Consider the following 13,802-nt stretch of genomic DNA (forward strand, 5'->3'; position numbering starts at 1 on the left):
GATGGCGATCGAACTCAAGATGCCGGCGCTCTCGCCGACCATGGAAGAGGGCACGCTCGCCAAGTGGCTCGTCAAGGAAGGCGATGTCGTGAAGTCCGGCGACATCCTCGCCGAGATCGAGACCGACAAGGCGACGATGGAATTCGAAGCCGTCGACGAAGGCACGATCGCCAAGATCCTGGTCGCCGAAGGCACGGATAACGTGAAGGTCGGCACCGTGATCGCGATGATCGCGGGCGAGGGCGAGGATGCGTCCTCGGCCGCCGCCGCACCGGCCCCCGCCAGCCAGCAGGCCGAGCCGACCCCGCCGGCGCCCGAAAAGGCCCCCGAAACCGGCACCGCCCAGCTGACCGCCGCAGTCGAGAAGACCCGTCCTGCCGATCCGCAGGTGCCCGCCGGCACCGAGATGGTGAAGACCACGGTCCGCGAAGCGCTGCGCGACGCGATGGCCGAGGAAATGCGCGCCGATCCGCGCATCTTCGTGATGGGCGAGGAAGTCGCCGAATATCAGGGCGCCTATAAGGTGACCCAGGGCCTGCTCGACGAATTCGGCCCCAAGCGCGTCATCGACACGCCGATCACCGAATACGGCTTTGCCGGCGTCGGCACCGGCGCGGCGATGGGCGGCCTGAAGCCGATCATCGAGTTCATGACGTTCAACTTCGCCATGCAGGCGATCGACCACATCATCAACTCGGCGGCCAAGACCAACTATATGTCCGGCGGCCAGATGCGCTGCCCGATCGTGTTCCGTGGCCCCAACGGCTCGGCGAGCCGCGTCGGCGCGCAGCACAGCCAGAACTATGCGCCCTGGTATGCCAGCGTCCCCGGCCTGATCGTGATCGCGCCCTATGACTCGGCCGATGCCAAGGGCCTGCTCAAGGCGGCGATCCGCAGTCAGGATCCGGTCGTGTTCCTCGAGAACGAGCTGATGTACGGCCGCAGCTTCGAGGTGCCCAAGCTCGACGATTACGTCCTGCCGATCGGCAAGGCCCGGATCGTGCGCGAAGGCAAGGACGTGACCCTGGTCAGCTATTCGATCGGCGTGGGCGTGGCGCTGGAAGCCGCCGAGAAGCTGGCGGGCGAGGGCATCGATGCCGAGGTGATCGATCTGCGCACGCTGCGTCCGCTCGACAAGCAGACGGTGCTGGAGAGCCTGAAGAAGACCAACCGCATTGTGGTGGTCGAGGAAGGCTGGCCGGTCTGCTCGATCGCGTCGGAAGTCGCCGCGTTCGTGATGGAAGAGGGCTTCGACGACCTCGACGCGCCGGTGCTGCGCGTTACCAACGAAGACGTGCCGCTGCCCTATGCCGCGAACCTCGAAAAGCTCGCGATGGTGACTGCCGACAAGGCGGTCGCGGTCGTCAAGAAGGTCACCTATCGCTGATCTTCGCTTCCCAAGCGAAACCGAGATGGCCCGCCCGACCCCGTGTCGGGCGGGCTTTCTCTTTTTGAACGCGCTCTTTCGTCGGTCGCCCGCAGGTCATAGAGGGGCGGGGTGACCGAGCCCTCGACCCAAGATCCCGAACGACCCCTGATCCTCACCTATGCGCCTGCCGCCGGGCGTGCGGCGCTGGCGGCACTGCTGGCACTGGACGATGCGCTGGCGCAGCTGCTGCGGACAACCTCGCAGCCGGCGGTGGGGCAGCTTCGCCTCGCCTGGTGGCGCGAGTCGCTGGCTAAGCTGGATAGTGCGCCGCCGCCGGCGGAACCGGTGTTGCAGGGGCTGGCGACCGCGCTGTTGCCGCTGGGGGTGCGCGGCGAGTCGCTGGTCCCCATCGTGCATGGCTGGGAAGTCCTGGTCGAGGTGGAGGAGGCGCTGGATACGCTCGCGCTGACGCGCTTCGCAACCGGGCGGGGCAGCCTGTTCCGGGCAGCCGGGATCGCGCTGGCGGCGGGGGAGGGCGATCCGCTGGAGCAGGGGGGGCAAGGATGGGCGCTGGCCGATCTTGCCCGGCACCTTGGCGACGGCACGGAGGCCGAAGCCGCGCGAGCGATGGCACGGCCGCTGTTGGCGGCGGCGAGCGGCGTGCGGTGGAGCCGCAATGGGCGGGCGCTGGGGGCGCTGGTCCACCGGGCGAGGCTGGATCTTGCGGTGCCGCTGACTGCGCCGGTTCCGGTCGGCGCGCCGGGCCGGGTGGCACGGCTGCTCTGGCATCGGTTGAGCGGACGATAACGCTTGGCGAAGCGCCGACGACGACATAATCTTCGCCCGTCTCGGGGGAGGCTGGAAATGTGGCGATATGGGGTGGGCGCCCTCGCGGCGCTGTTGCTGGGGCTTGGGGGATTTCTCCTCCTGCGCGGAGGAGCCGCGGTTGGCCCGAAGCTAACCGCCACGGCCTTTCCGCTGGGCAATGCGAGCGCAGCCGCATCGCCGCTGCCGGAGGTGGTGCCGGAAGCCGATGCGAAGACCCGCGAGCAGAAGCGCTTCGATCGCTACGACAAGGATCGTAACGACGCGATCAGCCGCGACGAATATTTTGCCGCGCGCCGCAAGGCCTTTGCCAGGCTGGATACCAATGGCGACGGGCGGTTGAGCTTCGAGGAATGGGCGGTGAAGGCGTTCGATCGGTTCGGCGGCGCGGATGCCGACAAATCCGGTACCCTTACCCGGGCCGAATTTGCCACGACCGCGCCGAAACGTCGCCCAGCAACCCCCCGATGCGCTTGTGGCAAGGCCGCTCCACCGGCGGAGTCTGCCGCCAAGGCCGGCGACGACGAAGACAAATAGGCCGGCAGCCTCAGGCGGCCAGCCAGTCCTGCATCGCGGCGCGGGCACGATCGGTGTACATCCGCTTGCGATCCGCCTTCTTGGTGCGGCCTTCTATCGGCGGGAACAGGCCGAAATTGACGTTCATTGGCTGATAGGTCTCTGCCTCCGCCTCGCCGGTAATGTGCGCGAGCAAGGCGCCCAGCGCCGTCTCACGGGGCGGCGGCGCCAGCGTCTGACCCGCAATTTCGGCGGCGGCGAACCGCCCGGCCAGCATCCCGATCGCCGCGCTTTCGACATAGCCCTCGCATCCGGTGATCTGGCCGGCGAAGCGGACATGCGGCGCGCTTTTCAGGCGCAGCGTCCCATCAAGCAGTTCGGGTGATTTGAGGAAGGTGTTGCGGTGCAGCCCGCCCAGCCGCGCGAACTCGGCATTTTCCAGGCCGGGAATGGTGCGGAACAGGCGGACCTGCTCGGCATATTTGAGCTTGGTCTGGAAGCCGACCATGTTCCACAAGGTGCCGCTGGCATTGTCCTGCCGCAGCTGCACCACGGCATAGGGCCAGCGCCCGGTGCGCGGATCATCGAGCCCGACGCCCTTCATCGGGCCGTAGCGGAGCGTATCCACCCCGCGTTCCGCCATCACCTCGATCGGCATGCACCCTTCGAAATAGGGAACATTCTCCCACTCGCGGAACTCGGTCTTCTCGCCGGCCATCAGCGCGGCATGGAACGCCAGATACTGTTCCTTGGACATGGGGCAGTTGATGTAATCCTTGCCCGAACCCTTGTTCCACCGGCTCTGGAACCAGGCGGTTTCCATGTCGATCGAGTCGCGATGGACGATCGGTGCGATCGCGTCGAAAAAGGCGAGGCTGTCCTTGCCCGTCGCCTGGCCGATGCTGTCGGCCAGGCCCGGCGCGGTGAGCGGACCCGTCGCCACGATCGTGCGGCCCTCCGTTGGTAGCTGGTCGACGCGCTCTCGGACGATGGTGATGTTGGGATGTGCCGAAAGCGCAGCAGTGACGCCGTCTGCGAACCCGTCGCGGTCGACCGCGAGCGCCGAGCCGGCGGGTACCTTGTGGATGTCGCCCTGCGCCAGGATCAGCGAGCCGAGTGTCCGCATCTCCTGATGCAGCAGGCCCACCGCGTTGCTGTCGGCATCGTCGGAGCGGAAGCTGTTCGAGCAGACCAGCTCGGCGAGCCGGTCGCTCTGGTGTGCCGGCGTCATCTCGCCCGACCCGCGCATCTCGGACAGGCGCACCTTGTATCCGGCCTGTGCCAGCTGCCAGGCGGCTTCCGATCCGGCGAGGCCGCCGCCGATGATATGGATGTCGTGGCCGGGCATGGGCGTGCTTCTACTCTTCGATAGGGGAAGCGGGGGACATAGTCGCCATGGCTTATCGTGCAACCCCTGCGACCAAGCCGGGCGCTTCCGCACGTTCGGCGATCACGGCCAGGACGTTGCTGGAAACGTCGCCCAGGAACAACTCCCCCCAAATCCGGGCATATTCGTTCACCGGGGTGCGGACCCGATAGCGAGTGGTAAGAGTCAGCCGCGTTCGGCCTGGCCCAAGCCGTTCCATCGTATAGCCGCCATCGGTGATCCGATAATAGGTGCTGTCGGGCATCAAGTGCCGATCCTGTAGCTTCCAACCATCCATTTCGCTTTTGTCGAAGCGGAATCGCCACCAAAGGCGCCGAGCGGGCTGCCAGTCGGTCACGACTTCCTTGAAAGACAGACCTTGCTGCCAGCGGACATAGCGGATCGCGCCCAGGCCGTTGCCCACTAGGTGCGCGCTGACGGGGCGGGGAAGGCGGATGATGTCCTGCGAGAGATTCCAGCGGCCTTCTGTTGGCAGGATCGAGCCGACACCCTTTGCCAGCGGCCAGATTGCCGAAGGATCGGCGGCGATAACGATAGAACGGCTAACCGACGCTTCCTCCACCGGCAGGGGCACAAAGGGCTCTGCCTGCATCGTCAATAGCGGCACAAGCAGCAGAACACTGGATCGCAGCGCCTGGCCCGCCGGATCGTCGCGCCGGCCGAAACACCGCCATGCGAGTAAACCGCCGGCCAAACTGAGTGCCAGCCAGATCGGCGCCAGCATGATGATGCACAACAGCCCCTCGTACAGAAACAGCATCGACACCGAGACTATCGCCGCCAGCAGCGTGAGGGGGACCGTCCACACGTAGAAACCCCGGGAGCGTTCGCGGAACGGATCGGCAAGACCTAAGATGAACGCGGTCGATGCCGCGGGCAGGATCACCAGAAACGAAAAGCTGATCAATCCGTTTGGATTGGCTGCCGACAGCACCAGGTACACCGCAAGACAGAAGGCGAGCCCTGCGGCAAGTGCGCACACGATCCGTATCGCCGCCGCCCGGCGACGTGATACGACATCCGTCATCTTGGTTATTCCTTTCGGTACGTCTATGGGGCACTCAGGCCCGCTTGGCGGGCAAGAAGCAGGCAATCTTGCCGCCCAGCTTCATCAGTGTAACCAGTGTCGGCTTGGGCAACTGGCGCATCTGATCGTACCAGTTGGTGAGCGTGTGGATGAATTCGTGCATCCTTGTGATGCGTTCCCGCAAATGCTCCGGCGCCTTCTCGTCTTTCGCAAGCCGGCCGGACAGTTCGGCAAGCAACGCAAGCGTCGGATCGATCTCGCGGCGCTTCCGCTCGGCTGCGATGCGCAGCAGCAGTTCCCACAGATCGGTTTCCGCGACGAAGTGATCGCGCCGATCGCCTTCGATGTGGACACGCCGGATGATGGCATAGGCCAGCAGTTCCTTAAGCGCGGTCGAGATGTTAGAGCGCGCCAGCCCCAGCGCTTCGGCAATGTCTTCCGCCGGCAATGGCGTGGCCGACAAGTAGAGCAGTGCATGGATCTGCGCGACCGATCGGTTGACGCCCCAATGGGTGCCCATCTCCCCCCAATGGAGGATGAACGCCTTGGCATCGGGTTGGTCGCTGATCACGGCGCTTCCTTAATTTCTGTAAGTTCAGAAATTACCGGAATTGGCGCTGTCGTCAAGGAGTTTCCAATCCAGGGCGTTGCCGTTGCGACGAAGGATCGTTCCTGCATTGTCGGCTAGGAGCATTTGCGATGAAGATTTTCACGATCGGCTATGAGGGCACCACGATGGCGGAGTTTCTAGCGACGCTGCAGGGTGCTGGCGTGACACGGATCATCGATGTGCGGGCGTTGCCGTTGTCGCGTCGCCCTGGCTTCTCGAAGTCGACACTGGCTGCCAGTCTTGCCGAAGCCGGGATAGACTATGTGCATCTGAAGGCGTTGGGCACACCCAAGCGGGGCAGGGATGCCGCAAAACGGGGTGACGTCGCGACGTTGCGGGCGGTGTATGATCTCCAGCTTGGGCTTCCCGAAGCGCAGGCCGCGGCGGGGCGGATGCGGGCGCTGGCAGCCGAAAGGCCAAGTGCCCTTCTCTGCTACGAACGCGATCCGTGTCATTGCCACCGGACACTGCTGCTTGCTGCCGAAAGCCAGGGCGCGGCGGTGGAGGATCTGATCGCCGGCATGCCGCCGAAAAAGGCCGGGGCAGCAGACGAATCCACTGCCCCGTAGTTCGGGGAGAGTCGACGCGAAGGGGGAATGGGCCGCGTCGACGCACTGGCCTTGCGCGGTGGATGTTGCAGGCGCGTGTCTGTTTCTTGCGATCTGATGCAGATCGGACCGGCCTATGTTGGATTTAAACGGGTTATCGTCGTAAATTGGTGGTTTGAAGGGCGGGCGTTTACGCAACCGAAACCCCCTCGGGCGCAGAGCATCGCATCACGCACTTCATTGGAGCGCAAGATGGGCATTGCAGCGCGACTCTATCAGGACGGTCGTTGGACCGAACGCCACCAGGTGGAACTCGAAGCGACTTTGCGCGACTCGGCATGGGCGCCGCTGGACGTCGTTATCGAGGATGTATCGCCGGGCGGGTTTCGTGTTGTCGCTGGCGCCCAGATGGCGGTGGGGGACAAGATTGCCCTTGGCGTTGCCGGCCTCGGCACGCGCGAAGCGCGCGTGGTTTGGGGTGACGAGGGCATTTACGGCTGCGAGTTCATCGTCCCGCTGAGCAAGGAAGATCTCCACACCGCCGTTTCCGCACCTGCTGCCAGCCCGATTGCGTTCCCGAAAACGCCGCTGCCGACTCCCCAGGCGACGGGAGTCGATGCGGGCACCAATCGGGCGATGGACGAGGATCGTCTGCCCATCCGAGCCCGCGTTGCGGCAATCGTGGTGAGTGCCTTCCTGGCCTGGGTATTCGTCTTCGCGATCGGCTGGGGCGTACTTGCCTTGGTGCGGGCGCTGCTCGGCTGAACAGCGCCCGCGGGAGCAACCTTCAGGCCGCAGCCTTGCGGCGTTCGGCCATTTCTTCGTTCAGCATTTCCGCCAGCAGGAACGCCAGCTCCAGGCTCTGCCCCGCGTTGAGGCGCGGGTCGCAATGCGTGTGATAGCGATCGGCGAGGCCCTGTTCGGTGATCGCGATCGCGCCGCCGGTGCATTCGGTCACATTCTGCCCGGTCATCTCGGCATGGATGCCGCCGGCGAAGGTGCCCTCGGCGCGGTGGACGGCGAAGAAGCCGCGCACCTCGGCGAGGATCCGGTCGAACGGCCGCGTCTTGTAGCCGTTCGCCGCCTTGACGACATTGCCGTGCATCGGGTCGCAGCTCCACACCACCGGATGGCCCTCGCGCTTCACCGCGCGGACCAGCTTGGGCAGGCCCGCCTCGATCTTGTCATGGCCGTAGCGGGTGATCAGCGTCATTCGCCCGGCCACTCGGCCCGGGTTGAGCGTGTCGAGCAGCCGCAGCAGCGCATCGGGCTCCAGGCTGGGCCCGCACTTCATGCCGATCGGGTTGCCGATGCCGCGCAGGAACTCGACATGTGCCGAGCCTTCGAAGCGGGTGCGGTCGCCGATCCACAGGAAGTGCGCCGAGGTGTCGTACCAGTCGCCGGTCAGGCTGTCCTGCCGGGTGAGCGCCTGCTCATAGGGGAGCAGCAGCGCCTCGTGGCTGGTGTAGAAATCGGTGCCCTTGAGCTGCGGCACGGTATCGGGGTTGATCCCGCACGCCTCCATGAAGTCGAGCGCCTCGCCGATCCGGTCCGCGACATCGGCGAACTTGGCCGACCAGGGGCTCTTGCCCATGAAGTCGAGCGTCCATTTATGGACCTGGTGCAGGTTCGCATAGCCGCCGCCGGCAAAGGCGCGCAGCAGGTTGAGCGTCGCCGCCGACTGGCTGTAGCCCTGCACCATCCGCGCGGGATCGGGGATCCGCGCTTCGGGCGTGAAGGCGATGTCGTTGACATTGTCGCCGCGATAGCTGGGCAGCTCGACACCGTCGATCACCTCGGTATCGGCCGAACGCGGCTTGGCGAACTGGCCGGCCATGCGGCCGAGCTTCACCGTCGGCAGCTTCGAGGCGAAGGTGAGGACGACCGCCATCTGCAGGATGACGCGGAAGGTGTCGCGGATGTTGTTCGGGTGGAACTCGGCGAAGCTCTCGGCGCAGTCGCCGCCCTGGAGCAGGAAGGCCTCGCCGCGCGCCACCTTGGCGAGCGAACCGGTCAGCTCGCGCGCCTCGCCGGCAAAGACCAGCGGCGGATAGCTGCTCAGCTGCCGGGTGGCCGCGTCGAGCGCGCCCTTGTCCGGATATTGCGGCATCTGGCGCGCTTCGGCGCGCGTCCAGCTATCGGGGGTCCAGCTTGCCATTGCACTCTCCACGTTGCGGACGGCGACGTGCCAGTCCGCATGATCGGCGATTCCCATCGCCGCAATCTGGTTCATCACCTTGGTATTGGCGCGTTTGCCGTCCGTCTCCCAGCCCTGCACGGTGGAGCCCGGCGTATCGAACCAGGCACCGAAGGCGGCGCGGGTGAGCGTGCGCTCCTCGCGATAGTGGCGGATTTTGGAACCGGCTAACGTCGTCATGCCGGCCCCTTACCCGGCTGGGGTAAATGGATGCAAGCGTTTTCTTACCCTGTCGGGGTAACGCGTCGGCTCGATTGCCTGCGGCGGGCGGCAGGTGTAGCGGGCGCTGGCGATGCACTATTTCGACGCACAGGCGCGCGATCTGGCCGAGTTGGCGGCGCGTGGGAGGGGACGGCGATTGATCGGGCGCGAAGGCGCCGATTTCGCCTCGAACGACTATCTCGGCCTCGCCGACTCGCCGGCGTTGCGCGAGGCCGTGGTGGCGGCGCTGGCGCGGGGCGTGCCGATCGGCTCGGGTGGATCGCGGCTGCTGCGCGGCAATCAAACCGAGCACGAGGCGCTGGAGGCCGACGCCGCCGCGTTCTTCGGACGCGAGTCGGCGCTCTATTTCTCCAGCGGCTATGCAGCCAATGCCGCGCTGCTCGGTACCCTGCCGCAGCGGGGCGACCTGGTGCTGTTCGACGAACTCGTCCACGCCAGTGCCCATGAGGGGATGCGGCTCGGTCGGGCGGAAACGCGGCAGGCGGCGCATAACGATGTCGCCGCCTTCGCCGCCGCCATTGCCGACTGGCGCCGGGCGGGCGGGGCGGGGCGCGTGTGGATCGCGGTCGAGAGCCTGTACAGCATGGACGGCGATCTCGCGCCGCTCGCCGAGCTCTCGGCGCTGGCAGCGGCCGAGGACGCGATCCTGCTGGTCGACGAAGCGCACGCCACCGGCGTCTACGGGCCGCAGGGGCAGGGGCTGGCATATGGCTTGCCGACGGGGAACCTCATCACGCTCCACACCTGCGGCAAGGCACTGGGCTGCGAGGGTGCGCTGGTGACCGGCCCAGCAGTGGTGCGCGACTTCCTCGTCAATCGCGGCCGGGCGTTCATCTTCTCGACCGCGCCGTCGCCGCTGATGGCGGCGGCCGTGCGCGCCGCGCTGCGGATCGTGGGAGAGGGCGATGCATTGCGTAGGGCCCTGTTCGATCGCGTTCGTACAGCACGCGCGGCGCTGGGGCCACTCGGCGTTCTTGACGGCCCCAGCCAGGTGCTGCCGCTGATCCTGGGCGACGACGTCCGCACCATGACCGTGGCCGGCCTGCTGCAGGAAAGCGGCTTCGACGTGCGCGGCATCCGCCCGCCGACGGTCCCTGCGGGCACCTCGCGCCTGCGCATCTCGATCACCAACAATGTCACGCTGGCCGATATCGCCGCCCTGGCGGATCGGCTCGCCACCCTGATTTCCGCAACCGAAACGGCCGCAGCATGACCCAGACCTCGATCGTCACCGGTACCGACACCGGCATCGGCAAGACCGTGTTCGCCGCGGCCCTCGCCGGCGCACTCGGCGCGCATTATTGGAAGCCGATCCAGAGCGGCCTGGACGACGGCAGCGACAGCGAGTCGATCGCGGCGCTATCCGGCCTGCCGGGCGCAAATATCCTTCCCGAGGCGTATCGCCTCGTCACCCCCTGCTCGCCGCACCGCGCGGCCGAGATCGACGGCGTGACGATCGATCCCGCGCGGCTTGCTCTGCCGCAGGTGGACGGCCCGCTGGTGGTGGAAGGCGCCGGCGGCGCGCTGGTGCCGGTGACCCGCGAGATCCTCTATGCCGACATGTTCGCGCGCTGGGGCAAGCCGGTGATCCTGGTGGCGCGCACCGCGCTCGGCACGATCAACCACAGCCTGCTCTCGATCGAGGCGCTGCGCGCGCGCGGCGTGCCGATCCACGGCATCGCCTTTGTCGGCGACGCGGTGGAGGACAGCGAGGCGACCATCGCCGCGATCGGCAAGGTCAAGCGACTCGGCCGGCTGCCGATGCTGCCCGATCTGACGCCGGCTGCACTGGCCGGCGCCTTTGCCGACGCCTTCGATCGCGCGGACTTCGCCTGATGTCCTCGGTCTGGCATCCCTTCACCCAGCACGGTCTGGGCGAGCCGATCCCGATGGTGGACCACGCGAAAGACGCGCTGATCCACACCGCCGATGGTCGCAGCTTCATCGACGCGATCTCGTCCTGGTGGGTGACGACGCACGGCCATTGCAACCCGCGCATCATGGCCGCGATCGCCGAGCAGGCGGGCAAGCTGGACCAGATCATCTTCGCCGGCTGGACGCACGCGCCCGCCGAAACGCTCGCTGCCGGGCTGCGGGAAATCCTGCCGGAAGCGCTCGAACATGTCTTCTTCAGCGATAGCGGCTCCACCGCGGTGGAAGTCGCGCTCAAGATGGCGCTCGGCTATTGGCACCATCGCGGGCAGGCGGACCGGAGCCGGATCCTCGTCCTGGAGCACAGCTATCATGGCGACACGATCGGCGGCATGTCGGTCGGCGCGCGCGGGGTGTTCAACCGGCCCTACCAGCCGCTGCTGTTCGATGTCGGCACCATTCCCTTTCCCGGCGCGGGCGCCGAGCAGGCAACACTCGACGCGCTGGAGGCGGAATGCCGCGCCGGTGCGGCCGCGTTCATCGTCGAGCCGCTGGTGCTGGGGGCGGGGGGCATGTTGTTCTACACGCCCGCGCTGCTCGCCGAGATGGCGGCGGTCTGCGCGCGGCACGGGGTGCTGTTCATCGCCGACGAAGTGATGACCGGCTGGGGCCGCACCGGCACGCTCACCGCCTGCGAACAGGCGGGCGTGGTGCCGGATATCCTGTGCCTGTCTAAGGGCATTACCGGCGGCGCGATCCCGCTGGCGGTGACGCTGGCGTCCGCGCCGATCTTCGAGGCGCACTGGTCCGAGGATCGGGCGCGGATGTTCTTCCACTCTTCGAGTTATACGGCTAATCCGATCGCCTGCGCGGCTGCGGTCGCCAATCTCGCCATCTGGCGGGAAGAGCCGGTGCTCGATCGCATCGCGCGGCTGGGCCAGTGGCAGCAGGCGGCGCTCGATCGACTGGCCGGTGTGCCGGGGTTGGTGAACCATCGCCGGCTCGGCACCATCGCGGCACTGGAAATAGAGCAACCGGAGAGCGGCTACCTCTCCGCGATCGCTCCGCGGCTGATGGCATTCGCACGCGCACACGGCGTGTTGCTGCGTCCGCTGGGTAACACAGTCTATGTGATGCCGCCCTATAGCATTACCTGCGAGCAACTGGACCAGATCTGGAAGCTGATACCCGCCTTTCTTGATGCGCCCGGCTAACCTTCCAGCGGTAGCGCGAGGTCGGCGAAGCTCTGGGCGAGCGCGTGGGCGGTCGGCAGCAGGCCGGTCGCGTCCCGCACGCCGATCAGGTCGGCGAGCAACAATGCCGCGCCCTGCGGGTTGGTGCGGACCTTGCCGAGCGCGCCGATCAGGGCTGCTTCGGAGGCGGTCATCCGCGGGCAGCACCACGGGGCGATCTGCACCGGGCCGGTCGCCATGCCCGACATTTCGTGCATCAGCGCGCGCAGCAGCATCAGCGGCCGGCGGAACGCCTTGCCGAACGCGACGAGGAAGGCGTGCGCGGTGCTCGCATCGTGGAGCCCGTTTGCGCCGGTCTGGCGGACGCCGAACAGCAGCAGCCGCACGCCCGGATCCTCGGGCTGGAGCTGGGGCAGGGCGGTGACGAGGGTCTGGACGGACGGCTGCATGTGATTCTCCGATGGGCGTCGGGAGGATCATGCCGTTCTGTTATTAATAGTCAATCGCAATAAGCCGCAATGTGCGATCAGTCGGGCAATTCGTCGTTCGCCTCCAGCACGACGCCGGCGAGATAGAGCGAGCCGAGGATGAGCACGGCGGCGGGGGGCCCCGCCCCGATCTTTCCGCACAGCACCTCAAGGGCGGCCGGTACCTCCGCAGCCGTCGTCACCTCCGCGACGCCGAGCCCGCGGACACGTGCGGCGAGATCCTCGGGCGCATGGTGCGCGTGACCGGGAATGGGCACCGTCACGGCGCTGGCAAGCCTCGGTGCGAGGCCCGCCAGCAGGCCTTCCGGATCCTTGTTGGCGAGCATGCCGAGGATGAGGTGACACGGCCGATCCCCGGCCACGCTCGCTACCGTTTCGGCGATCGCTGCACCGGCGGCGGCATTGTGCCCGCCGTCGAGCCAGACGGCGGTGCCCTCCGGGAGCAATGCGGTAAGCGGGCCGGCAGCCAGCCGCTGCATCCGCGCCGGCCAGCGCGCGCGGGTTGCAGCGGCGGCAAGGGCCGAGTCTGGAATGGCGAGCGTGGTCTGGTGCCGGAGCATGGCGAGGGCGAGTGCGAGATTGCCCGGCTGGTGTTGACCCGACAGAGCAGGGAGCGGCGTCTCGATCGTTCCCTCGGCGTCGCGATAGGTGAGACGATCGTCCTCCACAGCATAGTTCCAGGCGGTGCCCTGGGCGTAAACCGGCGCGCCCGCGGCAGCGACCACGGCGGCGATCTCGGCATCGTAGCGCATCGTCACCATCGGCACGCCGGGCTTGGCGATGCCCGCCTTTTCCCGGGCGATCTGCGGCAGCGTGTCGCCGAGAAATGCCTGATGGTCGATGCCGAGCTGGGCGATGGCGGTCGCGATCGGCGCCGGCACGACATTGGTGGCATCCAGTCGCCCGCCGAGGCCGACCTCGATCACGCAGGCATCGGCAGGCGTGCGCGAGAACGCGAGGAAGGCGGCGGCGGTGGTCACCTCGAAGAAGCTCGCGCCGATATCGCCGCCGGCGTCCAGCACCTCGGCGAGCAGCGGGGCGAGGGTCGCATCGTCGATCAGCGTGCCGGCAAGGCGGATCCGCTCGTTGAAGCGGACGAGGTGCGGGCTGGAATAGACATGGACGCGCAGGCCTGCGGCTTCGAGGGCGGCGCGGAGGAAGGCGCAAGTCGAGCCCTTGCCGTTGGTGCCGGCGACGTGGAGCACCGGCGGCAAGCGGAGATGCGGGTTGCCGACGCGCTCCAGCAGCCGGGTGATGCGGTCGAGGCCGAGGATGTCGGCGCCGGGGGAGAGCAGGGTCAGCCGGTCGAGCTGGGCCTGCACGGCGGGATCGGTGGAGCGCGCGAAGTCGGGCATGTCGCTTTTAAATTAAGCCCCTTCTCCTTGGAGGAGGGGTTTGGGGGTGGAGGGATTCCAGAACGTTTGTTGGTCTCGGTGAGACACGGCCCCACCCCAACCCCGCATCAGGTGAACAGCGCCCCGCGCTGTTCAGGCCATGCCGGGGGCATGGCCGACCTGATGCGCCTGAAGGGGAGGGGCTTAGGCAGGT

Annotated in this window: 14 protein-coding genes; 8 read left to right on the forward strand and 6 right to left on the reverse strand. The window is 67.1% G+C overall.

The window, feature by feature from the left end:
- The first annotated feature begins 1 nt into the window (after position 1).
- From DD559_RS18375 to DD559_RS18385, 3 genes are all read left to right on the forward strand, one after another.
- Positions 2-1,387, forward strand: a complete 1,386-nt coding sequence (locus DD559_RS18375; RefSeq protein WP_116470445.1) for a pyruvate dehydrogenase complex E1 component subunit beta — start codon at positions 2-4, stop codon at positions 1,385-1,387.
- A gap of 111 nt (positions 1,388-1,498) precedes the next feature.
- Entirely contained in the window at positions 1,499-2,176 is a 678-nt protein-coding gene (locus DD559_RS18380; protein ID WP_116470446.1) for a squalene/phytoene synthase family protein, read from the forward strand.
- A gap of 57 nt (positions 2,177-2,233) precedes the next feature.
- Positions 2,234-2,731, forward strand: a complete 498-nt coding sequence (locus DD559_RS18385; RefSeq protein ID WP_116470447.1) for an EF-hand domain-containing protein — start codon at positions 2,234-2,236, stop codon at positions 2,729-2,731.
- 10 nt (positions 2,732-2,741) lie between these two features.
- Here DD559_RS18385 and trmFO read toward each other — a convergent pair whose 3' ends face one another.
- From trmFO to DD559_RS18400, 3 genes are read right to left on the reverse strand one after another with little or no spacing between them, the layout of a single operon-like run.
- Complete coding sequence (gene trmFO / locus DD559_RS18390; protein ID WP_116470448.1) at positions 2,742-4,058, reverse strand: methylenetetrahydrofolate--tRNA-(uracil(54)-C(5))-methyltransferase (FADH(2)-oxidizing) TrmFO; 1,317 nt, start codon at positions 4,056-4,058, stop codon at positions 2,742-2,744.
- 52 nt (positions 4,059-4,110) lie between these two features.
- Complete coding sequence (locus DD559_RS18395; protein ID WP_240610331.1) at positions 4,111-5,190, reverse strand: SRPBCC family protein; 1,080 nt, start codon at positions 5,188-5,190, stop codon at positions 4,111-4,113.
- The gene (locus DD559_RS18400) at positions 5,159-5,644 is read right to left on the reverse strand and encodes a GbsR/MarR family transcriptional regulator (protein ID WP_116471025.1); all 486 of its coding nucleotides are present in this window, start codon (positions 5,642-5,644) and stop codon (positions 5,159-5,161) included. The genes DD559_RS18395 and DD559_RS18400 overlap by 32 nt, the downstream gene beginning before the upstream one ends.
- Before the next feature lie 179 nt (positions 5,645-5,823).
- Between DD559_RS18400 and DD559_RS18405 the strand changes: the two genes are divergently transcribed.
- Both DD559_RS18405 and DD559_RS18410 read left to right on the forward strand, forming a co-directional pair.
- Complete coding sequence (locus tag DD559_RS18405) at positions 5,824-6,303, forward strand: DUF488 domain-containing protein (protein WP_116470450.1); 480 nt, start codon at positions 5,824-5,826, stop codon at positions 6,301-6,303.
- 96 nt (positions 6,304-6,399) lie between these two features.
- Complete coding sequence (locus DD559_RS18410; protein ID WP_240610332.1) at positions 6,400-7,047, forward strand: PilZ domain-containing protein; 648 nt, start codon at positions 6,400-6,402, stop codon at positions 7,045-7,047.
- 22 nt (positions 7,048-7,069) lie between these two features.
- On the opposite strand, the gene DD559_RS18415 is transcribed toward DD559_RS18410, so the two are convergent.
- Positions 7,070-8,440, reverse strand: coding sequence for a class II 3-deoxy-7-phosphoheptulonate synthase (locus DD559_RS18415; RefSeq protein WP_206364590.1), 1,371 nt, complete (start codon positions 8,438-8,440; stop codon positions 7,070-7,072).
- Positions 8,441-8,771: 331 nt separating this feature from the next.
- Here DD559_RS18415 and DD559_RS18420 point away from each other — a divergent pair, with 331 nt between their 5' ends.
- The 3 genes from DD559_RS18420 to DD559_RS18430 are packed head-to-tail and all read left to right on the forward strand — an operon-like array spanning position 8,772 to position 11,787.
- Positions 8,772-9,914, forward strand: a complete 1,143-nt coding sequence (locus DD559_RS18420; RefSeq protein ID WP_116470453.1) for an 8-amino-7-oxononanoate synthase — start codon at positions 8,772-8,774, stop codon at positions 9,912-9,914.
- On the forward strand, positions 9,911-10,537 hold the full coding sequence (gene bioD / locus DD559_RS18425; protein WP_116470454.1) for a dethiobiotin synthase: 627 nt from the start codon (positions 9,911-9,913) through the stop codon (positions 10,535-10,537). Before DD559_RS18420 ends, bioD begins: the two co-directional genes overlap by 4 nt.
- Complete coding sequence (locus DD559_RS18430) at positions 10,537-11,787, forward strand: adenosylmethionine--8-amino-7-oxononanoate transaminase (protein ID WP_116470455.1); 1,251 nt, start codon at positions 10,537-10,539, stop codon at positions 11,785-11,787. The genes bioD and DD559_RS18430 overlap by 1 nt, the downstream gene beginning before the upstream one ends.
- Here DD559_RS18430 and DD559_RS18435 read toward each other — a convergent pair.
- Positions 11,784-12,215, reverse strand: a complete 432-nt coding sequence (locus tag DD559_RS18435; protein ID WP_116470456.1) for a DUF6628 family protein — start codon at positions 12,213-12,215, stop codon at positions 11,784-11,786. The two genes, DD559_RS18430 and DD559_RS18435, sit on opposite strands and share 4 nt — an antisense overlap.
- A 77-nt stretch (positions 12,216-12,292) precedes the next feature.
- The gene (locus DD559_RS18440; protein WP_116470457.1) at positions 12,293-13,609 is read right to left on the reverse strand and encodes a bifunctional folylpolyglutamate synthase/dihydrofolate synthase; all 1,317 of its coding nucleotides are present in this window, start codon (positions 13,607-13,609) and stop codon (positions 12,293-12,295) included.
- Positions 13,610-13,802: the final 193 nt, after the last annotated feature.

Origin of the sequence: Sphingomonas pokkalii (genome assembly GCF_003096275.1) — a bacterium.
GTDB classification, from domain to species: Bacteria; Pseudomonadota; Alphaproteobacteria; order Sphingomonadales; family Sphingomonadaceae; genus Sphingomonas; species Sphingomonas pokkalii.